Here is a 25,112-nt window from a genome sequence, read left to right on the forward strand (position 1 = left end):
CAAGTAATTAATTACCTACTTCACTTATATATATGCTTCAAAAACGCAAAAGGTTGCCTTGAATTTCTTTTTTAACATAACTTAACTGCTTCTATATATTAAATGGGGATTTTTGTTAAAACGCCCCTAACAATTCAGTAAAAATTTTGAAATTTTTACTGAACACAAAAATAAGCAGTGTTCTGAAAGAACGAGAATTCCCAAATAATAATTCACAAAAAGGACATTAACTTTCTTTTATTGGTTGTGTCCTACAAGATCTGATGGGTATGGTTTCTGTTCAATATAACCATTTTCATTGCCATCTCATGGAACATGTTTTTCTTTGAAAAACATGTCGTCCTCCTGACGGTTCTTTTGTTCCTTGCCCCTAAAGACGTGTTGACCCCTTCGATATCCTTGGTGAAGCTTTTGCCTATCAGGTGCTTAGTATAGGGCAATACCTTGGCGAACGCTTTCCAGTCATCGGTACAGAACCAATCGATGTCGGCATTTTCCAACCGCCCATAGAGCGACCTTGCCGTCCCCGTGTCCCTTTTCCCCCACTGCCATGTCAATATCTGCTTACTGCCCGGGCCATAGGCATATAACAGCCAGCGTTTATTTTTCTTTCTGCCCACATATGTCCAAAACTCGTCTATCCGCACCTTCTGGTGGCGCCCCGACACATCGGGCGGGTCGGTGTCCTGGAACATGCCCGACAAGCAGTTCGACACACATTGCTTGCTGATATGCAATATCTCGGCACAGTCCCTGATACCGTTGCACCTGCCCAACATCCTTGTTGCCAACCGTTTGACAAGGGGGCTTGCGCCCCAATAAAGGTATCCATGCTGGAAGTGCTTGCCACAGCCCCTGCACATGAACCGTTGGATACCTGCACGGGATTTGCCATTTTTTACTACATTGGCCCTATGGTAATGGGGACAATGGACTTTTGTTGTAATTTCGCACATTCAACAATTTTCCATACTTCCATTGCCTTTTGCAACCCATCAGATCTTCTAGGACACTACCCTTTTATTTAAATAAAGACCATCCACCCATCATTTATATTTTATTGACCACTACTGTCTTCTTGTACTTTTTTATAGAAAAAACACCTTTTATAAAAACTATAATTGAATCAGGTGGTAGATTTGAAGTCCTAAAAAATCATACTACCAGCAAAGACAAACTAACTATCTGATGAGTGAAGTCAAAAATGCAGAATGGTTTGCCAAGTGGTTCAACTCTCCCTATTATCATATTTTATATAGGCACAGGGATATCGGCGAGGCAAAATTATTCATTGATAATTTATCTTCTTATTTAGAAATACAGCCAAACAGTAGGGTACTGGACATAGCCTGTGGAAAAGGTCGTCATTCGCTTTACCTTAATGAAAAAGGGTTTAGGGTAGATGGGATCGACCTTTCGGAGGAAAATATCCGATTTGCCCAGCAATTTGAAAACGAACATTTGCACTTTGCTCAACACGACATGCGAATGCCCTACAAGTACAATGTGTTCGATTTTTCTCTCAACCTTTTCACCAGCTTCGGATATTTTTCTTCCAAACTGGAAGACCTGGCCGTGCTGAGTGCTGCCCGTTTCGGTCTCAAAGAAGAGGGAAAGCTCGTTATTGACTTTTTTAACACGAGCAAGGTGGTAGAAAGGCTTCGTCCTTCTGAAGAAGTCCATATAGATGGGATTGATTTTCAAATCACACGGGAACATTCCGATGGTTTTATTTGGAAAAACATCACCATCAACGACCACAAAAAGGAAAAAGAGTTTTTTTTCCAAGAAAGGGTACGGGCCTTCAGCCAAGAAGATTTTATGGGCTATTTCGAACTTACCGAGCTAGAATGTATAGACATCTTGGGCAACTACAAGCTAAACAGCTACGATGAAGGGAAATCGAACCGGATGATTTTTATACTGAAGCCTCGTTAGAGCTTTTTAAGTTGAAAAATCATGATTGTTTGGGTCTGAAAGGCTTGATTATTTCTTCGTTGCACACCAAATAAGGCCCTTCAATGAGGTCGATGCAATAAGGGACAGCAGGAAAAACCGCATCCAAACATTGACGGATAGCTTTGGGCTTACCGGGCAAATTGATAATAAGCGTATTGTTTCTGATCCCAGCCGTTTGCCTCGAAAGAATAGCTGTAGGTACGTATTGCAAGCTTACTTGGCGCATTAGCTCTCCAAAGCCTGGCATCATTTTTTGGCAAACAGCCTCAGTCGCTTCTGGGGTCACATCACGCTTTGCAGGCCCTGTTCCTCCTGAAGTAATAATGAGGCAGCAACCTTTTTCATCCGCCATTTCTATCATCGCTTGAGAAAGTTGGTCTGCTTCATCGGGAATCACTTTATATTCTTTTTCCCACTCGGAAACCAAATATTCATTAAGTGTTTCAACGATCGCCTTTCCCGGAATATCTTCATAAATCCCTTTGCTAGCCCTGTCAGACACGTTTATAATTCCTATTCTTATCTTCTTTTTCATTGTTATGTTCATTGAAAAAATCTTTGCCCAGCTTGTAACTTAAATACTCGCCGCTATTATAAGGTCGAGATTCTTGTAAGGCAACCCAAACTTATCAGCCATGTACTTGCTAGTTGTTCCGCCTTTGTAGGTATAAACCCCTTTGGCAAACCATTTATGGTTAAAAATCATCTCGTCTACTCCGTCAAGCTTGCCAAGTTGGAGCAAAAGTGGAGTGAAAATATTACTGACCGCCGCCGTAGCCGTTCTTGCCACCCGCGAGGCAATATTAGGAACACAATAATGAATCACCCCATGCTTACGGAAAATCGGTTTCATGTGGTTGGTCACATCCGAAGTTTCAAAACACCCTCCTTGGTCAATGCTCACATCAATAATCACCGAATCTTTTTTCATATCAGCTACAGTTTCCTCGCTCACTATTTGCGGAGTACGGCCTCTTTCTGGGCGAATGGCACCAATTGCCACATCAGCCCGAATTAATGCTTCATGCAACGATCCTGTATCTATGGTAGATGTGTAAATATTATTATGCCCTACTTGTTCCTTTAATCTTCGAAGCTTATAGATATGATTATCGAAAATCTTCACCTCTGCCCCAAGTCCCATCGCCGTTCTCGCCGCATATTCCGCTACCGTTCCAGCTCCTATAATCACTACTTTGGTGGGTGCTACACCCGTAATTCCGCCCAAAATAATCCCTTTCCCATCGTTAGCGCAGCTCAGGTATTCAGCGGCTATTAACATTACCGTACTGCCTGCTATCTCGCTCATAGCCCTTACCAAGGGCAAACCACCAACTTTATCTTCAATTAGCTCGAAGGCTAGGGAAGTAATATCTTTTTTATTGAGCGCTTTAAAATATTCATCGCTGATAACGCCTAGCTGAAGTGCAGAAATAACCGTTTTCCCCTTCTTCATATACCCTATTTCTTCTAGAGTGGGCGGAGCAATTTTTAGCACCAGATCGCTTTCAAATGCCTCTTTTGCCGAAGTGACTATTTTTGCTCCCGCCTCGCTGAACTCTGGGTCGGTATACTTGGAAGCCAAACCTGCCCCAGACTCTACCACCACCTCAAAGCCATTGTTCACCAACACAGATACTGCTTCGGGGCGTAGCGCTATCCGTTTCTCCAACCTCGAAAGCTCTTTGGGAATACCGATCTTTTGGGCATTTTTATTTTTGTTCGGTGTTTTCAGCAAGACCTCCTGTGGGTGGTATTGGTAATATTCGGCTGCAATATTGCTAAAGTCAACTTTTTTCTTGCTCATCGTATTGTTGCTTTAAGTGCCCTGCTTGTGTTAGATGTCGTAGTTAAAGAAATTTCCAAATGGTCTTCGGGAATTAGGCCTTCAATTTTTGATGGCCACTCGATGAGGCAAAGCTCACCTGAATCAAAATATTCCTCCACACCTATGTCGAGTGCCTCTTCGGGAGATTTCAACCTGTAAAAATCAAAATGATAACAGACTTGCCCCTCAAGTGTTTCGTATTCATTTACTATAGAAAATGTAGGGCTGCTCACCAGATCTACCACACCGAACTCTTGGCAAATACTTTTGGTCAAAGTAGTTTTCCCTGCCCCCATTTCTCCATCAAAAATCCAGATATTCCGTTCTTTTCCAAAATCGAGTAAGCGCCGTGCCACTCCTTGTATTTCTTCTAAAGAAAACTGATCTATACTCAGAATTTCTTCTTTTCCCATTTAGTTCAATTGATTACACCTTAGTTTTTCCCTCAAAAAGTAAAATCAAACACAGCTTTTCCTTATTCAGTAGCAAAAAACAAGTTCAAGCAATTTTCTATAAGCGAATTTCAAAAAAAAACTTTATTTTTAATAAATTTAAATAAATACAGATCGTTTTCTAAACTTTGGAAACAAAAGATAAGCGAGATTTTACGGTCAACGCTAATAAAAAAAGAGAAAAAGCTAGCTTGGCGACGTGCCCAATAAAAGCTTTTAGCCCACAAAAGTCGTAATATTCTTTTGTTGATGTATTAAACTTACAGTTATTAAGCTTTTTTGGATACAATACATTCAAACAAATTACTATTTTTGAAAGCTTTTTGGATCACAATACACTGATCCGACCATTAATTGGACGCCTAATTCAAAAGCATTTATGCTTTCTACAACTAAAACCGAGGGCTCTATACATCCTCTTCCGAGGAAACAGAGTCTGTTAAGGAACTAGGCAGGCGTCTTTCCATTAAAACTTCATTGGAGGAATAGGAGCACGTAGGGCTTGAAAAAGTATTGATCCTCTTGGTTGATCGTGCTTAATAATTTAGGCACAAGAGTTTTTTAGCCCTAAATTTAGAATGGAAAGCACACATTATTTTTTTATGAGAAGTTACTTATTACATAATATTTAAGATGCTAGTAACAGGAAATGTTGGAAGCTTAAAAGACAAGCTTAAAGAGGTATTTGGTTATGATAACTTTAGGGGAAACCAAGAAGAGATCATCCAAAATGTATTAGATGGGAATAATACATTCGTGATAATGCCTACAGGGGCGGGAAAATCTTTGTGTTATCAGTTACCGGCACTGATGCTGGAAGGAACGGCTGTGGTCATCTCCCCACTTATCGCCCTAATGAAAAATCAAGTGGATCAGCTGAATGCTTTGGGCATTACGGCGTATTTCCTCAACTCGTCACTTTCCAAGTCGGAATCGAACAAAGTTAAAAGAGAGCTGCTAGAAGGAAACGTAAAGCTCCTTTACGTAGCACCAGAGTCTCTTACCAAAGAGGCTACAATAGAGTTGCTCAAAAAAACCAAGCTTTCGTTCGTAGCAATTGATGAAGCACACTGTATCTCTGAATGGGGGCACGATTTCCGTCCTGAGTACAGAAGGATAAAATCCATCATTGAAGATATCCAAAATCTTCCTCTGATAGCCCTCACCGCTACTGCTACCCCGAAGGTAAGAGCCGATATACAGAAAAACCTCAAGATAGAAGTTGCAAAAGTTTTCCTTTCGTCCTTCCATAGAAAAAATCTTTTTTATGAGGTAATGCCCAAGGTTCAAGGAAGAAAACAGCTCATAAAATTTGTGCAGCAGTTTAAAGGGAAATGTGGGATTGTTTACTGTTTGAGTAGGAAAAAGGTAGAACAAATTGCCGAGTTGCTCAAGGTAAACGGAGTGAATGCCCTGCCCTACCATGCGGGTATGGATTCTGCCATTCGGATGAAAAACCAAGATGCTTTCCTCAATGAAGATGTAGAGGTAATCGTAGCTACCATCGCTTTTGGGATGGGAATCGACAAACCCGACGTGAGGTTTGTAGTTCACTACGATGCTCCAAAATCTATAGAAGGCTATTACCAAGAAACTGGCAGAGCTGGGAGAGATGGCATAGAAAGCCACTGCCTCATGTTCTACAGCGAAAAGGACATTAGCAAACTAGAAAAATTCAATAAAGATAAAACCGTAACCGAGCGAGAAAATTCCCTGCACTTGCTCAGAGAAGTTACCCATTATTCAAAGTCTGCGGTATGTAGGCAACGACAATTACTTTATTACTTTGGAGAATATTTGGAAGAGGACTGCGGCTACTGCGACAACTGCAAGCGTGAAAGAGACTCTTTTGCTGGGCAAGAATTAGTAACCACGGCCATGCAAACCGTGAAGCTGACTGAAGAGCGCTTCGACATGAATCATTTGGTGGATGTAGTAAGAGGAGTTGAAAATCAATATGTAAAAAGCTACGGGCATGATAAGCTTCCTGTGTTCGGAAAAGGTAAAAATGAGACCGAAGAATATTGGATGTCTATTTTCCGACAGGTGATGCTCATGAATATGCTGGTGAAAGATATCGACGATATCACCATCATGAAGATCACCGAAAAGGGAAAAAAATTTCTAGAAAACCCTCATTCGGTCTTGCTCTACAAGCTTCACGATTTTGAAGCAGATATAACCGACGACGAAGACGAAATATCAAGCGCAGCACAACACCAAGCTTCAGATCCTGTGCTTTTTGATATGCTAAAAGCACTTCGTAAAGAAATAGCAAAAAGAAAAAACTTGCCTCCTTATGTAATCTTCCAAGACCCTTCTCTGGAAGAGATGGCAACCATGTACCCTTGCAGCGAAAATGACCTTGCGCAAATAAATGGCGTGGGGCAAGGCAAGGTAAGGAAGTTTGGAAAAGAGTTTATCGCCCTCATCTCAAAGTATGTTGCCGATAACGACATTGAAACGGCATCAGATGTTGTGGTAAAATCAACGGTGAACAAATCAAAGACTAAGATTTTCATCATCACCCAAATTGACAGAATGATCGATTTGGATGAAATAGCAGAGAGCAAAGGAACTGACCTTAGTGAATTACTAGATGAAATTGAACATATTTGTTACTCAGGCACAAAGCTCAACCTCGATTATTACATAGACCAAATGATGGATGAGGATAGACAAGATGAAGTTTTCCAATATTTTATGGAAGCGGAATCTGATAGCATACAAGAAGCGCTAGACGAACTTGGGGATGAGGATTACTCGGAAGAAGAATTACGCCTGATGCGAATTAAATTCTTGTCTGAAATGTCGATGTAGGGTAAAAACAAATTTGTTTGAATACAAATGCAGTGCTGTATAGTTATGACAGCACTGCATTTTTTTTGATATTTGCCCTTTCAAACATCCTTTTCTGCATTGGGTGGAATTATTTTTTTGATCAAACATTAAGCGAAAAAGCAATGAACGTATTGATAGTTGGCTCCGGAGGAAGAGAACACGCATTTGCATGGAAACTAAAGCAAAGCCCAAAAATTGGAAAACTTTATGTGGCACCTGGTAATGCAGGCACTTCAGAAATAGCCGAAAACGTAGCAATTGGTGTTTCCGATTTTGATAAACTAGCTTCATTTTCTATCGAAAACAAGGTAGATATGATAGTAGTAGGGCCAGAAGTCCCTTTGGTAGAAGGCATTTACGATTACTTCAAAGCCAAACCAGAGCTTCAACACATCAACGTAATAGGGCCGTCGAAAGCTGGTGCAATGCTAGAAGGCAGCAAGGATGTGGCCAAGAAGTTCATGCAAAAGCATAATGTCCCAACAGGAAGAGCGCAGTCTTTTACCAAAGAGACATTGGAAGAAGGCTTGGCTTATTTGGAAACAGAAACCGCTCCTTATGTACTGAAAGCCGACGGTTTGGCAGCAGGAAAAGGTGTATTGATCATAGATAATTTAGAGGAGGCGAAGGCAAGTCTGAAAGAAATGCTAGACGGACAGTTTGGCGAGGCGAGCAAAAGCGTGCTCATAGAGCAGCATCTTAGCGGAATCGAGCTTTCTGTTTTTGTACTTACCGATGGAGAAGGCTACGTGATTTTACCAGAAGCAAAAGACTACAAAAGAATAGGAGAAGGAGATGCGGGACTGAATACTGGCGGAATGGGAGCAGTTACCCCAGTTCCATTTGCCCAAGGCGAATTCTTGAAAAAAGTGGAAGAAAAAGTGGTAAAGCCTACCGTAGCGGGGATAAAAGCTGAAGGTTTTGACTACAAAGGGTTTGTATTCATAGGGCTAATGAACGTTGAAGGCGAGCCTTATGTGATTGAATACAACGTGAGAATGGGCGACCCTGAAACAGAAGCTGTTTTCCTAAGAGTAAAATCTGATTTGCTTGATTTATTCGAGCTTGCTGGGCAAAAAAGAATCGGTGAAGCAACATTGGAAATCGACCCAAGGTTTGCCACCACAGTGATGCTTGTTTCGGGAGGTTATCCGGGAAATTACCCCAAAGGAAAAGTAATGACTGGCTTCGAAAACTTGGAAAATGTAGTTCCTTTCCATGCGGGCACTACTTTCGACGCCGAGGGAAATATTGTGACAAACGGCGGGCGTGTGATTGCTATGAGCGCATTGGGTAACTCTATGGACGAAGCGCTTGCCCTCTCCAACAAAGCTGCGGAGACTTTGCAGTTTGAAAACAAGAATTACAGAACAGACATTGGATTTGACTTAAAATAATGGCGGGAAATTTCTCAAACAAAACAGTAGGTATATTAGGCGGAGGGCAGCTCGGAAGGATGTTCATCCAATCGGCAATTGATTTTAACATAGATGTAAAAATTCTTGATCCCGACCCGTCTGCACCTTGTAAAAGCATTGCTAGCGAATTTGAATGCGGGTCGCTCAAAGATTATGATACCGTACTCAATTTTGCCCAAGGAATAGATGTGCTTACGGTAGAAATAGAAAATGTGAATGCTGAAGCCATGCAAGTACTTGCCGATGGCGGCTTAAAAGTATTCCCGAAGCCAGCTACTATCGCCATGATCCAAGACAAGCGGCTTCAAAAGAAGTTTTACGAGGAAAATGGCATCCCAACTGCTCCTTATATTTTACTAGAAAAAGGAGGCGATGAGCTTTTGCAATACAAGGATCGCCTTCCAGCAGTGCAAAAAGCGGGAAGAGATGGCTACGATGGAAGAGGCGTAAAAGTCATCAATTCCGAAGCCGATATAAAAGATGCTTTGCAGACACCTGGTTTGCTAGAGGAAAAAGTGAAGATTTTCAAGGAAATATCTATCATAATTGCCCGAAATGAATCGGGGGATGTGGCAGCTTATCCTCCTGTAGAGTTGGTGTACCACGAAGGCCAAAACATGGTAGATACCCTCATTGCCCCAGCCGATATTCCAGCAGCTTATGCTGAAAAGGCAAATAAGATAGCAAGAGACTTGGTGGAGAAATTGGATTACGTGGGCTTATTGGCTGTAGAAATGTTCACTACCGCAGAGGGAGATGTCTTGGTAAACGAGATTGCCCCACGCCCTCACAACAGTGGACATCAAACTATAGAATCGAACATTACTTCCCAATATGAGCAACACCTCCGCTCTATTTTGGATATGCCCCTCGGCTCTACCAAGCTTACCAGCCCTTCGGCTATGGTAAATTTATTGGGCGAGCCCCAACACACAGGCGAAGCATATTACGATGGGTTTGATAAAGTACTTCAAGAAGAAGGTATCCATATCCATCTGTATGGCAAGAAAATCACAAAGCCGTATAGGAAAATGGGGCATGTGACGGTAACGGGAGACAGCAGAGAGGAGTTAGTTGAAAAGATAGACAAAGTGAAAAAGCATTGCCGAATTATCACTCAGCCTTAGCTTCTTCCTCATTGGGACTTTCTGTACCAGATGAAGACTTCTTCTCATTTGTGAAGAGGTCTTCATTTTGTAACCTTAGCTCCTCTATCTTTTTCTTATAATACTTTACCTCGTTGAGTTTTTCCGATATAAAATCATCCGAAAGCGGCAATTCCCTATACCCCTCCTCATTTTTTTTATTCACATACTCCCCAATTTCTTTGTAAACACCCCCTATTCGTCCATTTAGCTGGTTTATTTCCAAGTGGAGCTTTCCCGATTCTATTGCTGTATTCGTTTTTCCTTGAAGCACCTTCAGTGTTTTGCGGGCTCCTGTCCAAAAATTTCCCATAGTTTTTCAGTTAAATATATTGATGTCCAAATTGGAACGTAATAAAAAGAAGAAAGTTAATTTGTACTATTTCAATAGAAATTTGCACATTCTAAATCAGGCGTATTTCGCATATCAAAACCCTCTCTGCAAAAGCCTTCAGTAGTTTGCTGAATTTACAATTCACTGATTTCATTTAACTTACAAAATCAGTTTCAAGTAATATTTGAGTACCATGTTTCCTTTTTTTAAAAATAACCAAACATTTTCATAATAAAATAGACCATTCATTACATTACATGAGCGGTAGGCTTCAAAAAATTTTTGATAAGCAAAAGCACTTCGGAACGAAATTTAATTGTACATATTTATCCTACACCAATTGGTTGTTTCCAATCGACCTCTATTATCAGGTTACTCCAAAGAGGTAAGCCTTTATTTACAGTTAAATAATGATAAACCTTACCAAGCATTTGTTTTTGGAAGTTAAAATGATAATAATTGTTAACGATTTCGTTTACTTGGTACACAATTAAACATCATAATCGACCAACTAGCTTCAGAATGTTAACTATTTACTTCAATTGGTTATGATCTTTTTATTAAAAATTTTATTGTTAGTATACATCTTAGTTTCAAGTGTAGCATTGCTCGTCTACATGTATAAAAGGTTTTTGCAGTATTTAACTCCTATCAAAGGATACCTTGCAAGTGCATTGATCATCTTATCGTTATTAGCTTTCGACTTGGTTTTATTCAATTTTACATCAGATAAAATCACACAACTGGCAAGTAACGACAATATAGAAAACATCGAGATTGTCGCTCAGATATAAAAAAAAGCTCCCTAAACGGGAGCTTTTTTTTATATCGCCTACTGGCAAACTCTATGGTCGAACCTTTCTCAAGTAGAATAATTCCTACTTAACTGAATATCTACATCTCACCCACACAAGTCAGAAACTATTGCGTAAGCGAAAGGGTTTATTAAAATATTTTCAAGAAATTTGAACCTCAAACCCTAAGTATTTAAAAACGCAAGCATGCTAAAACTCACTTCATTTACCTACCCTTCCGACTATCTCAACAAACTCAGAAGCGTTTTTTACCTCATGGTGGGTGCGCCTATGGGCATTTTCTTAATCCTATTTATGGCTGCAAAAAAAGGCTCACTTGAACCTCAGCTTCCCTCTTTAAGCCCTACACTTCAAATTGCCATCCCAATAATTTGCGGGCTAGGCGTTTCATTGACTTACCTACGCTATTTCAAACAGCTTAAAAAAGTAAGGCAATCAGAAAGCCTAAAGCAAAAGTTCATCACATTCTATGGGCTCAAAGCTCAAACCTTTACTTTACTTGTAATATTTACACTTCTTAGCCTACTTGGTTATTGGCTCACCGCCCATGTGCTTTTTGCAGGCTTATACATTACCCTACTCGTGCTCTTTGCCATGAACAACCCTAGCTACCACAACGTAGTCGGCGAGCTTAAGCTAAACAAAGAACAACGGGAAGCTTTTAAAACGAACCAGCCTATTGAGGGGTAAATCTTGACATATGCCCGACTCTATCCGAGTGACAGCTATCTTTCTTTTTAGAATGCTTATCAGTTTCAAGTATTCTTTTTGAACTTATTAAAGTGGGCGAAACGCCCACTGAAGAATCCTCGCTCTGCTGGATCCAAGCGATAGGTTAACCACTTTCCTTCATTTTTTTCTCTTCTCTACTCTTAATATTGTTAGCATTCATTAACTTTAGCGCTATTCACCGCCCCTAGCACATTCACCCTTCCTACCTAATTACGACTTTTCAAAAAGATTATCAATAAATTCTACAACCACAAACCAAATTAGTTTATGGATTTTCAATACCATTATTTGAACCAAAAAAGGAAAGCGCTTATGCTGTTCCTGCTCCTTTTTGCCTCTTGCGTGGCAATTGGTCAGGATAGAGATGATGATATCCCAGCTGTGAGCGATACCTATGCATTTACGAATGCAAACATTGTCACCGCCCCAGGACAACTCATAGAAAAAGGGACGATCATCATCAAAAAAGGAGTGATCACCGCTGTGGGCAGCGGTATTTCTGTGCCAGCAGGCGCCAAGGAGATAGCAGCTGACTCTATGTTTATCTATGCAGGTTTTATTGATGGGTTTTCCCATACGGGCATTCCTACTCCAAAGGACAAACCAAGCAGACCTGACGACTTGCTTCCAGCCTCTCCACCCGACGACTATGCGGGTATCCAACCGTGGCGCACTGCGGAAAGCTTCCTCGCCCCTAAAGACGGCAGCGTAGAAAGTTTACGTGAGGCAGGTTTTGCCATTGCCCACGTTGCCCCTCAAGGGAAGATGCTTCCAGGACAAGGAGCAATTATTTTGCTGAAAGGTGCATCACCAAGCGAGATGGTCTTGAAACCAAGCACTTCACTTTTCGCACAGTTTGTCGGAGCAAGCGGAGCATTTCCTTCTACCCCCATTGGTGTGATGACCAAATTCAGAGGTCTTTACAAAAATGCGGAGCTGACGTATAGCAACGAAAAACTCTATGCGCAAAATGCCGTTGGCTTGACTCGCCCAGTCTATGACAAATCGCTCAGCGCATTTTACCCAGTAATAGACAAGAAAACTCCTGTTTTTTTCAGAGCAGAAGAGTTATTGGAAGCGCACCGTGCCATGATTTTGCAAAAAGACTTGGGCTTTACGCTCGTACTCACTGGTTTGAAACAAGGTTGGGAACTTGCTCCTAAGCTCAAAGCAACTAATACTAAAGTGTTACTTTCTTTGAACTTACCTGAGAAAAAAGAGGAAAAGGAAGAAAAAGCAGATTCTACAGAAGTAGAAAAAGAATTGACAGTATTTGAAAAAGAATACGAAGCGCTTAAAAAGCGTAAGGAAGAAGCGCAGAAGATGTATTACGCCCAAGCTGCTACTATGCAAAAAGCAGGTGTAGATTTCGCTTTTTCCCTACTGGATACCAAACCAAAAGATGTGCACAAAAATATCCGCCTAATGGTGGAAAATGGTTTGTCGGAAGCGGACGCATTGGCCGCGCTAACAACCAAGCCTGCTAGTATACTCGGCATTTCCAGCTACACGGGCACACTCCAAAAAGGAAAAATGGGCAATCTGTTTGTAAGCACCAAATCGTATTTTGAGGAGGAAAGCAATATCAAATATGTAATGATAGACGGAGAGCTTTTCGAGTTTGAAGTGAAAGAAAAAGAAGACAAAGAAGCTCCAGCCGAAGGCATAAAAGCTGCTGGCACTTGGAAATATGAAGTAGAAAGCCCCGAAGGAGTGTACGACGGAAAGATGATTATAGAAGGAGACAATGACGATTTGTCGGCAAAAATGAGTGTGAACACACCAGAGGGAATCATGAATGTGAGCCCGAAAAATGTGGAGTTGAGCGGAAACACACTTAGCTTCGAGTTCGATTTCCCAAGTCAAGATGGAATGCTTGCAGTCTATGTCTCGGTAAAAATCGATGGAGATAGCTTTGAAGGTACTGCCTCTGTGGAAGGTGAGGCATTGCCAATTACAGGAACGAGAGTTCCCTAATCACTTTTCCATTTATTTTAACCCTTCTTTTCAAACCAAAGAAAATCTCACAATGAAAAAATATAGTTTACTAATAGTAAGCCTTTTCTTATCTCTTGCTGCTTTTGCTCAAGTGAAAAAGGGAAGCGTACTGATTAAAAACGGAACGGTGATCACCATCACCAATGGCATACTGGAAAACACAGATGTGCTGATAGAGGACGGCATTATCTCTAAAATTGGCAAAGACCTCAAAGCCAAAAAAGAAATGAAGACCATAGACGCCACGGGACAATTTGTGATGCCTGGCATTATCGATGCACATTCGCACATCGCACTCACCACAGTGAACGAGTGGACAAGTCCCGTAACTGCTGATGTTTGGGTAGGCGATGCACTCGACCCCTTGGACATCAATATTTACCAAGCCCTTGCTGGTGGGGTAACTATTTCTCATGCCATGCACGGCTCTGCCAATGTGATTGGTGGGCAAAACGAGACCATAAAGCACCGCTGGGGCGTAACCGACCCTGAGCTTATCCGCATGGAAGGTGCTCCTCGTACCATCAAATGTGCTTTGGGAGAAAACCCGACCCGTGTACACGGCAGAGGATTTAGAGTTCGCCCAGGTAGCAGAATGGGTGTTGAGGAAGTTTTTAGGGAATCGTTTTCTTTGGCACTAGAATACCAAGAAGCTTGGAAAAAATACGAAGCGGACAAAGCTAGTGGAGTTCGTTCATTGGCTCCTGAATACAACTACAGGCTGCAAACATTAGTAGATGTGATAGAAGGCGAAGTAATGATCCATTGCCATTCATACAGAGCTGATGAGATCTTGATGCTCATGAACGTGTGTAAGGATTTTGGTATCGACAAGATTTGTTTCCAGCACGTAAACGAAGGCTTTAAAGTAGCTCCCGAGCTTGCCGAATTTGGCGCGATGGCCTCGGTTTTTGCCGACTGGTGGGCGTACAAATTTGAAGTATATTACTCAACAGCTTTCAACGCTGCTATTCTTTCTAAAAACGGGGTAATCACTTCTATCAATTCTGATTCAGGAGAGCTTATCCGCCACCTTTACCACGAGGCGGGCAAAACCCAACGCTATGGTGGCCTTACCGATGAAGAAGCGTTAAAGCTGATCACCATCAATCCTGCTATTCAGCTGGGAATTGACAAAAAAGTTGGTTCGCTAGAAGAAGGCAAGCAAGGCGATGTGGTAATTTTCAATGCTCACCCGCTTTCAGTATATGCCATTCCCCAAAAAACATTGGTAGATGGAGTAGTGTATTTCGACATCGAAAACGATGCTGATGATATGCGAATTTTTGCCGATCCAGAGCAAGTGGTAGAAGAACCTGTTTTTGCTAATGACCACGACCATGACAGCTGCATGGAAGGTGCTGAACAGGCATTCCAATTCTTGTTTATGGGAAAATCGAAGTAAGAGCTTATCCAAAAATTTAAACTCGAACAAAATGAAATTTCAAAAAATATATACCTTGGTTTTGCTGCTAGGATTGGCTTTGAATGCCTTTGCACAAAACCCTAAGGCGGAAAGTGGCCTATTTGCCCTTACCAACGCCACCATTGAAACAGTTACAAATGGTACGATTGAAAACGGAACGCTGATCATCCAAGACGGGCTAATTGCCGAACTCGGAACAGATATAAGTATTCCTGAAGGGGCCAAAACAATTGATTGCACTGGGCTAACACTCTACCCCGGCATGATCGATGGCGGTACTAGGCTCGGACTTTCTGAAATAGGTTCCGTACCCGAAACCAACGATTATTCGGACGTAGGTGGAATCAACCCACAACTGAAAGCGCTAACAGCGGTAAACCCAAATTCGGTTGCCATTCCCGTAACCCGTACCAATGGAGTGACTACAGTACTTACCATGCCTTCAGGAGGACTTTTCCCTGGCACATCAGCCCTCATCAACCTGCACGGGTACACTCCCAAACAGATGTATGCAGACTTTGAAGGCATCAAACTCCAATTTCCAAGAGCTGGGAAAAGAGGACGCCGGGATAGAAGAACACCAGAAGAGGTTGAAAAAGAATACAAAAAATCAATAAAGGAACTGGACGATTTCTGGACAAAAGCAGTAGATTATGCCAAAATCGATTCGGCAACTGGCAAAGCCAGATACATCCCCGAGCTCATTGCCCTATTGCCCGTAGTACGTAAAGAAGCACCGCTAATGGTAGAGGTGAATGCTGCAAAAGATATCATGAAAGCCATCAAATGGGTAGAAGATAAAGGAATCAACGTGATCTTCACAGGAGTGGACGAAGGCTGGCGAGTAGCAGATTCTTTGGCAGCAGCCAAAATCCCTGTTATCACTGGACCAGTTCTTACCAACCCAAGCCGCTCTTCTGATCGATACGACCGCCCGTATGCCAATGCAGGCTTAATGCTGAAAGCGGGTGTAAAAGTGGCTATCCGTACAGCTGATACTGAAAATGTAAGAAACTTGCCATTCAACGCAGGGTTTGCTGCGGCTTATGGAATGGGCAAAGAGGAGGCGCTAAAGGCTGTAACCATTGTTCCTGCTGAAATATTTGGCGTAGCCGATAAACTAGGTTCTTTGGAAAAGGGAAAAGTAGCTAACCTCTTCGCAGCAGACGGCGATCCTTTTGAGACCAAAACCCAAGTAAAATACTTATTCATAGGAGGTTGGAAAATCCCACTAGTAAATCGCCACACCCAGCTCTACGATGAATTTTTGGAGCGTGATCCGGGGGTGAAGAAATAGTAGTTTTTTTAGGAAATTATTAGAGCTCGCCAAGATCTGGCGAGCTTTTTTTATGCCTATACCCACCTGCGTTACATATCAACAATCTGCAATAGTAAATAGATAATTTGCTATCTATTATACTATTTACAGTGTTAATTTTATAATTTTACACTCTGTCCACGCTCACAGGGCATAACTAATATCTCCTACTAGGCAATAGAACTCTATTGTCCCCACTAACCATGCTCAAAAACGAGCAAGTACTAACTTCCAAATACATTACAAGACGACAACCTACATGGGAAACATCGGAATATTTAGGGAGTTCCAAAAGCTTTGTGAGCACGATAGAGCTCCCAACTTCGACCTTATCACAGAATTAGTACAGAAAGGTATTTTCCTTACTGAAAATCAATTCTATTATTTTGTTGATTACAAATACCTGAAAATCATTTCCGTATCAAAGAGTATCGAAAAAGTACTAGGCATCAGTCCAGAAGAATTTTCGATTAAAAGCCATATGGACTCCATTCATCCAGATGACATAAAACTTGTACATACTATTGCCAAAAGGGCACATGATTGGTTTCTTTCACATACGATGGTTTCTTTGGAAACCGTGTTCATATTTGAATATAGAATAAAGCACGCTTCAGGACAGTACATTAAGGTCAATAGGAAAACTATTGTTTTTGATATGGGATTGAAAAACACATTATTGATGACTGTGGGAATTATGACAGATATTGATGGGATTAAGAAAGACAACCTCGTGAGGTATGATGTGAGCGGATCTGATACAAAGGGGTTTAATGTTCCTGAAGTAGACAAAATTCATCGAATAGAAGTAGCTATCAGCGACAGAGAGCTGGAAGTACTTCTGTTAATGACACAAGGCCTCAGCAGCAAGGAAATATCGGAGAAACTATCAATCTCAAAAGTGACGGTGGACGACCATAGGAGAAACATGCTCAAGAAAACTGGTATGAAAAATAGCGTAGAGCTGATCGTTTTTGGCGTACGGAATAATTTGATATGACTTAATAAATAATAGTTTTACACACAACCTACTTCTAATTTTCTCTTAGTTCAGGATTAACTTAACTACCAACAAGATGAAGCCATTCGACGTGTTTAAGGACTTCATAAAGCAGTTCCGAGAAGATAGAAAAACTGATTATAAACTTATAAATAATCTCATTCGCAAAAATGCTTATCTAACAAGTAATCAGTTTTGTTACTTTGTTGACTATCAAAAATTTTCTATTGTTTATACCTCGGCAGGAGTAGAAAAAGTCCTTGGCTATAAGCCGGAAGAGTTCAACATAGAAAAATATTTTGATATCATTCACCCAGAAGATAAGGAACTGGTAAAAGCCATTGCCACAGCAGGTTTTCTTTGGTGCAAAGAAAACCCTTTTGAACCAATGGAATCCGTACTTTCTGTTACCTACAGGGTGAGGCACGCCAATGGGCATTACCTCAATTCACAACGCCAGTCGGTGATACTGGACAGAAGTGAAAAGAATAATGTGCTAGCTACGGTAGGGATTTTGACTGTATTCAGTGGAAAAGAACTTGATACTGAGGTAAAGTACTCGTTTACAGGCCCAGGAACAGCAGGTTTTCATGTGCCAGAAGTAGATAAGGACAACACTCTTTCTCTCAGTAAGCGTGAATTAATGGTGTTGAAGTTAATGGCAAAGGGACTAAGCAGCAAAGAAATTGCTGAACAGCTTTTTATCTCCAAATCGACGGTAGATGGGCACAGAAGGCAAATGCTTCGGAAGTCAGGACTGAAAAACAGTATTGAACTGGTTGTGTTGGGTATTAAAAATGGATTGGTGTAAAAAATAGACAATGCTCTCATTGGCTACACGACTTCGGTTTCCTTACCTTCCTATGCTAACGACTTGAAGAATCTCAATAATAGTTTATTAAACTCTTTGGGTTGGCTTAGTTGGGTACAATGAAAGGCATTTTCAATTACTTGGATTTTTCTTTCGAAAAGAGTAGGAAAGTCTATTTGTTGAATATATTCCAAGCTTACGCCAAGCTCTTTCTCTCCGTGCGCTACCAAAATAGGGATTCCCGATTTTTTCACTATCTCGGCTTCGTCCTCTTCGCTCCAGTTGGAGATGTCTTGGTAAAGGGAAGTTTTAAATGCTGGATCGGTTCGGAGGATTTGCTGAACTAATATTTCTTGGCGCTCGACCTGGATAAACACTTTGGCAAGTACCAATGCTTCTTCGGATGTAAGCTCAGGCTTGAAAAGCAATCCAACGTCTAATGTTGGCAAAAAAGCTGTTGCCATATCTGCCACAGTTCTAAGCGGAGGAGTCCCAAAAATCCCAATCCCCCCAATGTCTCCCACCTCGCTGGCATAGTGCAAAGCGATATGACCTCCTAAAGAGTTGGCAATCACTATCGGTTTGTTCAGCTCTAGGTGTTCCACCACTGCTTGCACTTGGCTAACCATTCCTTGGATACTATAGTCTTCCGAGGGCGAAGGTGAGTTGCCCGAAGCCCCATGTCCCAAAAAGTCGAAGGCAACTAGATGGAACTCTTTCTCTAGTTCAGGGACGAATTGGGACGCAAATGTTTCGGAAGACAATGAGTTTCCGTGTAAAAACAACACAGATCGTGCATTGTTAGGGCTTTCATAAATTGCGTATTGTCTACCGTCTATGCCGTGAAGAGTAGGTGTCATAAGTAAAAAACCTAGTTAGGGTGTTAATACCATGAGCTTACATAGCTTACAGGCAGGAAAAAGACTAAGAGCATGTTTAAATTTTGAAAAGAGCCGGGCAGGCTAAAACTTTGTAGTGACGAAACAACAAAGTTTATGGAAACAGGATATACCCGCTTGACCTCCCGGCAATGGCAATATATAAAAGAATATCTTCCCGTGGAAAGGAAACGCAAATATGACCTCAGGGACGTGGTGGACTCGATCTTGTACTGCATGCGCAGCGGACAGCAGTGGCGCAGCCTCTCGGGCGAGGGACGCCCTCCTTGGAATGTGGTATACTATTATTTCCGCAAGTGGCAGGGGGACAACACGCTTTTTCGGCTGAACGCGGCACTCAACCAACTAGAGCGCAAGAGGAAGGGCAAGAAGGCGACCCCGAGCATGCTTTCCATTGATAGCCAGTCGGTAAAGTGCGCGCCTTTTATCGGGCAGGACACGGGGCTGGACGGCAACAAGAAGGTGAACGGGAGAAAAAGGCACGTCATCACCGATACGCTCGGGCTGGTATGGGGAGTGGTCGCCACTGGCGCCAACGAGCATGACGGCACGATAGGGCAACGGGTGGTGGAGCCCCTCTTGGGCTACCTGCACAGGATGGAAAAGATCCTGGCAGACCAGGCCTATAAAAAGAAGTTCACCGGATGGGTAGAGGACAACATAAGGGGCGTAGAGGTCGAGATATCCTCTTGTCCCCCAACCCCCAGGGGCTTTGTGCCCATCAAGTGGAGATGGGTCACCGAGAGGACATTCGGCACGTTCAATTTCTTCCGGAGGCTGTCCAAAGACTATGAAAAAACTACCAAAAGCCAAGAAGCTTGGGTTTTATGGCAAAACTGCCAAATAATACTTAATAGGATCAAAAAAATGCCTATTTAAAATTTTTAAACATGATCTAAGCTTATTTGAAAAAATCAATCCCTAAAATTGGGGATTTTACATATTTCTCCTTTCAAAAACCCTCACATGTGAGGATTGACTGATGTAAAATACACATGTAAATTTACATACGAATAACAGAGTAATTTTGCCCTTGTATAAATATAGGTTTGTGCTGAGTGGAAATAAAAGAAAAAGGGGGCTATTCTATCGTGCTTTTCCTTGTAGTTTTATGAGGATTGGCTTTTGTAAATGAATATAATGGAGCAATAATAAGATTGACAATTAAACCAAACTTATTTGAACAGCCCACCTAATATTTAGGTGGGCTGTTTTACTTTATCTCACTACATCATACGTCTGATGGGCTATTTCTAGCTCTTCGTTGGTTGGGATGACCAACACTTTTACCTTACTAGCAGGAGTACTAATTTCTATAGGTTCTCTTGCCCGTTGATCGTTTACTTCTTCATCTATTTCAATACCCAGTTTCTCCAAGCCTTCTAATGAATGTTTTCTCACGAATGGACTATTTTCTCCCACCCCAGCAGTAAACACGATCACATCTACTCCGCCTAATGCGGCAATGTAGGAACCAATGTATTTTCTGATACGATAGCAATAAATATCCAAAGCTGTAATGGCTTCTTCTTCACCGGCATCTTTTCTCGCTTCTATGTCCCTTAGGTCATTTTGCCCGGTCAAGCCTTTCATGCCGCTTTCTTTGTTCAGTAGTTTGTCTATTTCGTCAAAGGATTTCCCTAATGTTTTCCCTAGAAAAAAGAAAAGCGCAGGGTCGATATCGCCACTTCTCGTACCCATTACAAGACCTCCGAGCGGACTCAACCCCATGCTAGTATCTATACATTTCCCACCTTGTACCGCAGCCATACTACAGCCGTTGCCAAGGTGCACGGTAATCGTATTCAAACTTTCAAGCGGCTTATCTAAATAATCCGCAGCTGCTTTTGATACAAATAAGTGAGAAGTACCATGAAAACCATAAGCTCGCACACCATTTTCGTGGTAAAGCTCTTTGGGAACAGCGTAGCGATAAGCCCTTTTTGGCATAGTCTGGTGAAAAGCAGTGTCAAAAACAGCCACGTGGGTAGCATTGGGGAAAACCTCTTCGGCAACTTCAATCCCTATCAAATTGAGCGGATTGTGCAAAGGAGCTAGAGGGGAAAGCTTCTTTATTCCATCTTTCACTTCTTGGTCAATCACCACTGTTTTTTTGAAAAGCTCGCCACCGTGTACCGCTCTATGACCTACCGCAAAAATTTCATCCGCAGAATTTATTACACCAAACTCCTTATCCATCAGCAGCTCGTTTACTCTCAGCATACCTTCTCTGTGGTCTTGCAATTTCAACTCTTCCTTTTTGACTTTCTCCTCAGCTGAGTCTGGATGGATTACATGCTTGATTTGACTCATAGATTCGCCTATTTTTTCAACCACCCCCGAAGTAAGCACATCGTCCTTCTCCATATCAAACAATTGATATTTGATAGATGAACTTCCTGTATTTATTACCAATATTTTCATATCAACTATTTTCTTTTAATTCGTTTATTAAAGTTCTTCACCAATACTTTGCGCCTGTATAGCGGTAATCACTACGGTATTGATGATATCTGGAACAGTACAACCCCTGCTTAGGTCATTGACAGGCTTTTTCAGACCTTGCAACACAGGACCGATGGCAATTGCACCCGTTTCCCTTTGCACCGCTTTGTATGTATTATTTCCAGTATTAAGATCAGGAAAGATCAACACAGATGCTTGACCTGCCACTTCCGAACCTGGCATTTTTTGGGAGCCCACTTGCTTATCGACCGCGGCATCGTACTGGATAGGGCCTTCTATTTTGAGGTCCGGCCTTCTTTCTTTGGCTATTTTGGTCGCTTCCCTTACTTTGTCAACTTCCGCCCCTTTTCCAGAGTCTCCCGATGAATAGGAAAGCATGGCTACTTTAGGATCTACATCGAAAGCTAAGCTTGTTTCCGCAGAAGAAATAGCTATTTCTGCTAATTGTTCTGCATTTGGGTTCGGGTTCACGGCACAGTCGCCATACACCAATACCCTGTCTTCTAAGCACATAAAAAATACTGAAGAAACAGTGCTGCAGCCTTTTTTGGTTTTGATAATTTGCAATGCTGGGCGAATGGTATGCTGGGTGGTATGCATTGCGCCAGAAACCATACCATCTGCATGACCTTTGTGCACCATCATAGTTCCATAAAACGAAACATCACACATAGAGTCTTGCGCTTGCTCCTTAGTCATACCTTTCGCTTTTCTAATCTCTAAGAGAGTCTCGGTGTATTCTTCAAACTGCGGAGAAGTCGCCGGTTCAATTATCTTAATTCTGTCCAGGTCGATGCGCAAGCCCTGTTGGCGAATAGTGGTCACAATTCGATCTTCGTTACCCAAAAGCGTAAGGTCTACAATATCGTTTTCTAAGATATATTCAGCGGCTTTCAGTACCCTCAAATCACGACCTTCTGGCAATACGATATGTTTTCGAGAGCTTTTTGCCTTCTGCACCAGATTGTACTCAAACATCCTTGGAGTAACACCTCTCGACTTTATGGTACTTATTTTTTCTTCAAGCGCCTTTGTGTCTACATATTTTTCAAATATTTTCAAGCTCAACGCTATTTTAGTCGTATTCTCAGGAGCAATATGCGAATGGATAGAGCCTAGTTTGGAAGCGGTATTGAACGTATTCATCTCCACTGACAGGATCGGCACTAGGTTTGGGATACCGTCGAGCAAGCGGGTGATAGTAGCAGGAGGGTTATACTGAGTAGTGAGAATTACCCCCGAAATAGGCGGATAATTGGTAGACTGGTGAGCCTGCAACACACTCATTATCACATCTCCCCTATCACCTGGTGTAATTACCAAGCAATTTTCCGTAAGGTGTTCTAGATAATTTTGGATTTGCATAGAAGCAACCGAAAAGCGAAAAGCTTGTCTATCCAGCTGATCTTTGCCAAAAAGAATTTCTGCATCGAGGTGATCGGCTACCTCTTGCATGGTTGGGCTCTTGAGCACGATATTGTCAGGAATGACAGAAAGCACGGGGCTTTCTAGAGTGATCTTTTCCCTCATGCTCATCAGTAACTCGTGCGCATCGGCAGGATCGGCGCGGTTAAGCAACACAGCTGCTATTTCACATTCTTTTTCTATAAACTGATCGAGGTATAATTGAACGCCGCTTACCGCATCGTTTATATCACGGTTATTTGCACTGCCCAATATCAATACAGGGCAACCCAAGTTACGAGCTACTTCTACGTTTATATTAAAATCAAAAGCAGATCTTTCGCGAACAAAGTCAGTCCCTTCTACCAATACAAAATCACACTTTTGCTCTAGTTTTTTGTATTTATCTATGATCTTGTCGAGCAATGCATCTTGCTTTCCCTGAGCAATCATTTCTCTGGCCTCATGCCTTCGAAAGGCAAAAGTATCTTCATAGTCCAAGTCAAGGTCGAAGTGCCGAAGTATCAAGTCAATATTTTTATCTCGTTTTTCGGGGGAGCGCTCGGTAATGATTGGTCTAAAAATCCCTACTTTTTTAGTCTTTCTCAATACCATATCCATAATCCCCAAGCAAATCAGGGATTTTCCACAAGCTGGTTCTGGGGTTGTTACATATATTGATGCCGCCATTTTTTATAGTTAATCTGCTTTGTTTATAATTAGGTAAGATATAATCGAGTGCAAGTTAACAGTCGTACCTCTTAAATATAATGACCTTTGTCAAGCTATAAAGCCTAGTTTGGTTAATTTTTCAATCGGGAACGGTTGCCCTCTAAAAAAATATTTTCGGCCTTGAAAAGTAATCCCAAAAAGCAGGCTTCATTTCAATGCAACTCGGTACTCACCGCCAGCTATGTGAAAAGCAAAGGCGGTTTATAAGATGTAAAAAACAGAATCATAACAAACATAAAACGAAATCAAACAGCCTTTTGAATACAGAATAATCCTTTAAAAGGATGGAAAAATCCAACTTTATAACATGTCTTGAACCCCAATTGGCAAAAAAATAACGTTTTGAGTTAATAAACTCTCTGTCCTACAACCTACACTATCACTCATCACTTCGAAACAGTTTAGTTAAAAACCTTCAATTACTATGAACAAAAAGAATTTTATGAAAAAAATGTTACTAGCTATTCTTTTTAGCTTTTCATTAAATTATTTCACTTTCGCTCAAAACAACCAAGTAAATGTAATTGACCCTTCCCAAGAAGCCATGTTGGCAACCTACAACCAGGGCATTAGTTATCTCGAGCAAAAACGCTATACGGAAGCTATAAAAGAATTTGATAAAGCTATCAATGGCAGCCCAAACTTCTACAAGGCTTACTTTAATAGGGCACATGCTTATGAGAAACTAGAAAAGTACGGTTCGGCTATTTGGAACTACTCAAAATGCATAAGCTTGCAGCCTAGGGAAAGCAAAACTTATTTTGCCAGAGGGAAATGTAAGGCATCGCTCGGGCAAGCAGATAAGGCAATGACCGATTTTAATAGAGCCTTGGAGCTTGACCCTCAAAATACGGATGTTTATTACTTTAAAGGTCTTGTTTTGTTTGAGCAACAAAACTATCACGCTGCTATTTCACAATACGACCAAGCGCTTAAGGTAAACCCTTCTTTTGTAAATGCTCTTAACGACAGAGCTGGGGCTAAACGAATGATAGATGACTTGGATGGCGCTATTGAAGATTACCAAAAAGCAATTCAGGCAGAAAAAAGCCACGATTTCGTGTACAACAATCTCGCTTCTGCTTTTAGGCTCAAAGGAGACTTTGACAAAGCAATCGAAAACTACTCTGCCGCAATTACGCTAAAGCCCACTTCATTTTTATTTTACAACAATAGAGGAAGGGCTTACTTTGAAAAGGGAGAATTTTCAAAAGCGTTGAAAGATTTTGACAAGGCTATTGAGCTCAACCCTAAATATGCTTTGGCATATAATAACCGTGCAAGTGCCCACAAACAACTGAAATCGTATAAGCTAGCGGAAAACGATGCTACAAAAGCAATTTCGCTCAAGCCTGATTTTGGTGCTGCGTATTTGAACAGGGGTATTATCAGGGAAATGTTGAGAGACCAAGCAAGTGCGTGCCAAGATTGGGACAGAGCCGCACAACTTGGTATTGAAACTGCAAAACAATATACCCAAAGCTGCAAGTAACTCCTTGATGACCATTAGCATTTTATCAAAAATTAGCTAGAA

Annotated in this window: 20 protein-coding genes; 12 read left to right on the top strand and 8 right to left on the bottom strand. The window is 41.5% G+C overall.

Features of this window, described 5'->3' with window-relative positions:
* Positions 1 to 251: 251 nt before the first annotated feature.
* Entirely contained in the window at positions 252 to 956 is a 705-nt protein-coding gene (locus R9C00_26500; GenBank protein ID WPO35251.1) for an IS1 family transposase, read from the bottom strand.
* Positions 957 to 1,188: 232 nt separating this feature from the next.
* Here R9C00_26500 and R9C00_26505 point away from each other — a divergent pair, with 232 nt between their 5' ends.
* Positions 1,189 to 1,938, top strand: coding sequence for a class I SAM-dependent methyltransferase (locus tag R9C00_26505; protein WPO35252.1), 750 nt, complete (start codon positions 1,189 to 1,191; stop codon positions 1,936 to 1,938).
* Positions 1,939 to 1,957: 19 nt separating this feature from the next.
* Here the strand turns inward: R9C00_26505 and mog are convergent, their stop codons facing one another.
* The 3 genes from mog to tsaE are packed head-to-tail and all read right to left on the bottom strand — an operon-like array spanning position 1,958 to position 4,200.
* On the bottom strand, positions 1,958 to 2,494 hold the full coding sequence (gene mog / locus R9C00_26510) for a molybdopterin adenylyltransferase (GenBank protein WPO35253.1): 537 nt from the start codon (positions 2,492 to 2,494) through the stop codon (positions 1,958 to 1,960).
* 39 nt (positions 2,495 to 2,533) lie between these two features.
* A complete protein-coding gene (locus tag R9C00_26515; protein ID WPO35254.1) occupies positions 2,534 to 3,766 on the bottom strand; it encodes an alanine dehydrogenase in 1,233 nt (410 codons plus the stop codon).
* Entirely contained in the window at positions 3,763 to 4,200 is a 438-nt protein-coding gene (tsaE, locus tag R9C00_26520; protein WPO35255.1) for a tRNA (adenosine(37)-N6)-threonylcarbamoyltransferase complex ATPase subunit type 1 TsaE, read from the bottom strand. The genes R9C00_26515 and tsaE overlap by 4 nt, the downstream gene beginning before the upstream one ends.
* A 672-nt stretch (positions 4,201 to 4,872) precedes the next feature.
* On the opposite strand from tsaE, the gene recQ reads away from it, so the two are divergent.
* From recQ to R9C00_26535, 3 genes are all read left to right on the top strand, one after another.
* Complete coding sequence (gene recQ, locus R9C00_26525) at positions 4,873 to 7,059, top strand: DNA helicase RecQ (protein WPO35256.1); 2,187 nt, start codon at positions 4,873 to 4,875, stop codon at positions 7,057 to 7,059.
* A 143-nt stretch (positions 7,060 to 7,202) separates the two neighbouring features.
* The gene (purD, locus tag R9C00_26530) at positions 7,203 to 8,477 is read left to right on the top strand and encodes a phosphoribosylamine--glycine ligase (GenBank protein ID WPO38797.1); all 1,275 of its coding nucleotides are present in this window, start codon (positions 7,203 to 7,205) and stop codon (positions 8,475 to 8,477) included.
* The gene (locus R9C00_26535; GenBank protein WPO35257.1) at positions 8,477 to 9,625 is read left to right on the top strand and encodes a 5-(carboxyamino)imidazole ribonucleotide synthase; all 1,149 of its coding nucleotides are present in this window, start codon (positions 8,477 to 8,479) and stop codon (positions 9,623 to 9,625) included. The genes purD and R9C00_26535 overlap by 1 nt, the downstream gene beginning before the upstream one ends.
* Here R9C00_26535 and R9C00_26540 read toward each other — a convergent pair.
* Positions 9,612 to 9,956, bottom strand: coding sequence for a hypothetical protein (locus R9C00_26540; protein ID WPO35258.1), 345 nt, complete (start codon positions 9,954 to 9,956; stop codon positions 9,612 to 9,614). The genes R9C00_26535 and R9C00_26540 overlap by 14 nt on opposite strands.
* A gap of 1,022 nt (positions 9,957 to 10,978) precedes the next feature.
* On the opposite strand from R9C00_26540, the gene R9C00_26545 reads away from it, so the two are divergent.
* The 6 genes from R9C00_26545 to R9C00_26570 all read left to right on the top strand — a co-directional run bounded on the left by R9C00_26545 (position 10,979) and on the right by R9C00_26570 (position 18,077).
* Positions 10,979 to 11,482, top strand: coding sequence for a hypothetical protein (locus R9C00_26545; GenBank protein WPO35259.1), 504 nt, complete (start codon positions 10,979 to 10,981; stop codon positions 11,480 to 11,482).
* Positions 11,483 to 11,791: 309 nt separating this feature from the next.
* A complete protein-coding gene (locus R9C00_26550; protein ID WPO35260.1) occupies positions 11,792 to 13,501 on the top strand; it encodes an amidohydrolase family protein in 1,710 nt (569 codons plus the stop codon).
* Positions 13,502 to 13,553: 52 nt separating this feature from the next.
* The gene (locus R9C00_26555; protein WPO35261.1) at positions 13,554 to 14,927 is read left to right on the top strand and encodes an amidohydrolase family protein; all 1,374 of its coding nucleotides are present in this window, start codon (positions 13,554 to 13,556) and stop codon (positions 14,925 to 14,927) included.
* Positions 14,928 to 14,958: 31 nt separating this feature from the next.
* Entirely contained in the window at positions 14,959 to 16,245 is a 1,287-nt protein-coding gene (locus tag R9C00_26560) for an amidohydrolase family protein (GenBank protein WPO35262.1), read from the top strand.
* A 280-nt stretch (positions 16,246 to 16,525) separates the two neighbouring features.
* Positions 16,526 to 17,266 carry a LuxR C-terminal-related transcriptional regulator gene (locus R9C00_26565; protein ID WPO35263.1) on the top strand — a complete coding sequence of 247 codons (741 nt, stop codon included), beginning with the start codon at positions 16,526 to 16,528 and terminating at the stop codon, positions 17,264 to 17,266.
* 76 nt (positions 17,267 to 17,342) lie between these two features.
* The gene (locus R9C00_26570; GenBank protein ID WPO35264.1) at positions 17,343 to 18,077 is read left to right on the top strand and encodes a LuxR C-terminal-related transcriptional regulator; all 735 of its coding nucleotides are present in this window, start codon (positions 17,343 to 17,345) and stop codon (positions 18,075 to 18,077) included.
* Positions 18,078 to 18,127: 50 nt separating this feature from the next.
* On the opposite strand, the gene R9C00_26575 is transcribed toward R9C00_26570, so the two are convergent.
* Positions 18,128 to 18,937 carry an alpha/beta hydrolase gene (locus R9C00_26575; GenBank protein WPO35265.1) on the bottom strand — a complete coding sequence of 270 codons (810 nt, stop codon included), beginning with the start codon at positions 18,935 to 18,937 and terminating at the stop codon, positions 18,128 to 18,130.
* A gap of 135 nt (positions 18,938 to 19,072) precedes the next feature.
* On the opposite strand from R9C00_26575, the gene R9C00_26580 reads away from it, so the two are divergent.
* Entirely contained in the window at positions 19,073 to 19,855 is a 783-nt protein-coding gene (locus R9C00_26580) for an IS5 family transposase (protein WPO35266.1), read from the top strand.
* 339 nt (positions 19,856 to 20,194) lie between these two features.
* On the opposite strand, the gene R9C00_26585 is transcribed toward R9C00_26580, so the two are convergent.
* Positions 20,195 to 21,400: an acetate kinase gene (locus R9C00_26585; GenBank protein ID WPO35267.1), complete on the bottom strand. Its 1,206-nt coding sequence runs from the start codon at positions 21,398 to 21,400 to the stop codon at positions 20,195 to 20,197.
* A 27-nt stretch (positions 21,401 to 21,427) separates the two neighbouring features.
* Positions 21,428 to 23,536 (bottom strand): phosphate acetyltransferase, encoded by a 2,109-nt coding sequence (pta, locus tag R9C00_26590; protein ID WPO35268.1) that lies wholly within the window; start codon positions 23,534 to 23,536, stop codon positions 21,428 to 21,430.
* A gap of 484 nt (positions 23,537 to 24,020) precedes the next feature.
* Between pta and R9C00_26595 the strand changes: the two genes are divergently transcribed.
* Complete coding sequence (locus tag R9C00_26595; GenBank protein WPO35269.1) at positions 24,021 to 25,070, top strand: tetratricopeptide repeat protein; 1,050 nt, start codon at positions 24,021 to 24,023, stop codon at positions 25,068 to 25,070.
* Positions 25,071 to 25,112 lie beyond the last annotated feature (42 nt).

The organism is Flammeovirgaceae bacterium SG7u.111, assembly GCA_034044135.1.
Taxonomy (GTDB): Bacteria; Bacteroidota; Bacteroidia; order Cytophagales; family Flammeovirgaceae.

Excerpts from the sequence above, each read along its gene's own strand:
- R9C00_26505 (WPO35252.1), top strand. The coding sequence starts at position 1,189 with ATGAGTGAAGTCAAAAATGCAGAATGGTTTGCCAAGTGGTTCAACTCT.
- R9C00_26555 (WPO35261.1), top strand. The coding sequence starts at position 13,554 with ATGAAAAAATATAGTTTACTAATAGTAAGCCTTTTCTTATCTCTTGCT.
- R9C00_26535 (WPO35257.1), top strand. The coding sequence starts at position 8,477 with ATGGCGGGAAATTTCTCAAACAAAACAGTAGGTATATTAGGCGGAGGG.
- mog (WPO35253.1), bottom strand. The coding sequence starts at position 2,494 with ATGAAAAAGAAGATAAGAATAGGAATTATAAACGTGTCTGACAGGGCT.
- purD (WPO38797.1), top strand. The coding sequence starts at position 7,203 with ATGAACGTATTGATAGTTGGCTCCGGAGGAAGAGAACACGCATTTGCA.
- R9C00_26560 (WPO35262.1), top strand. The coding sequence starts at position 14,959 with ATGAAATTTCAAAAAATATATACCTTGGTTTTGCTGCTAGGATTGGCT.
- R9C00_26545 (WPO35259.1), top strand. The coding sequence starts at position 10,979 with ATGCTAAAACTCACTTCATTTACCTACCCTTCCGACTATCTCAACAAA.
- R9C00_26515 (WPO35254.1), bottom strand. The coding sequence starts at position 3,766 with ATGAGCAAGAAAAAAGTTGACTTTAGCAATATTGCAGCCGAATATTAC.
- pta (WPO35268.1), bottom strand. The coding sequence starts at position 23,536 with ATGGCGGCATCAATATATGTAACAACCCCAGAACCAGCTTGTGGAAAA.
- R9C00_26575 (WPO35265.1), bottom strand. The coding sequence starts at position 18,937 with ATGACACCTACTCTTCACGGCATAGACGGTAGACAATACGCAATTTAT.
- R9C00_26595 (WPO35269.1), top strand. The coding sequence starts at position 24,021 with ATGAAAAAAATGTTACTAGCTATTCTTTTTAGCTTTTCATTAAATTAT.
- R9C00_26565 (WPO35263.1), top strand. The coding sequence starts at position 16,526 with ATGGGAAACATCGGAATATTTAGGGAGTTCCAAAAGCTTTGTGAGCAC.
- R9C00_26500 (WPO35251.1), bottom strand. The coding sequence starts at position 956 with ATGTGCGAAATTACAACAAAAGTCCATTGTCCCCATTACCATAGGGCC.
- R9C00_26540 (WPO35258.1), bottom strand. The coding sequence starts at position 9,956 with ATGGGAAATTTTTGGACAGGAGCCCGCAAAACACTGAAGGTGCTTCAA.
- tsaE (WPO35255.1), bottom strand. The coding sequence starts at position 4,200 with ATGGGAAAAGAAGAAATTCTGAGTATAGATCAGTTTTCTTTAGAAGAA.
- R9C00_26550 (WPO35260.1), top strand. The coding sequence starts at position 11,792 with ATGGATTTTCAATACCATTATTTGAACCAAAAAAGGAAAGCGCTTATG.
- R9C00_26585 (WPO35267.1), bottom strand. The coding sequence starts at position 21,400 with ATGAAAATATTGGTAATAAATACAGGAAGTTCATCTATCAAATATCAA.
- R9C00_26570 (WPO35264.1), top strand. The coding sequence starts at position 17,343 with ATGAAGCCATTCGACGTGTTTAAGGACTTCATAAAGCAGTTCCGAGAA.
- R9C00_26580 (WPO35266.1), top strand. The coding sequence starts at position 19,073 with ATGGAAACAGGATATACCCGCTTGACCTCCCGGCAATGGCAATATATA.
- recQ (WPO35256.1), top strand. The coding sequence starts at position 4,873 with ATGCTAGTAACAGGAAATGTTGGAAGCTTAAAAGACAAGCTTAAAGAG.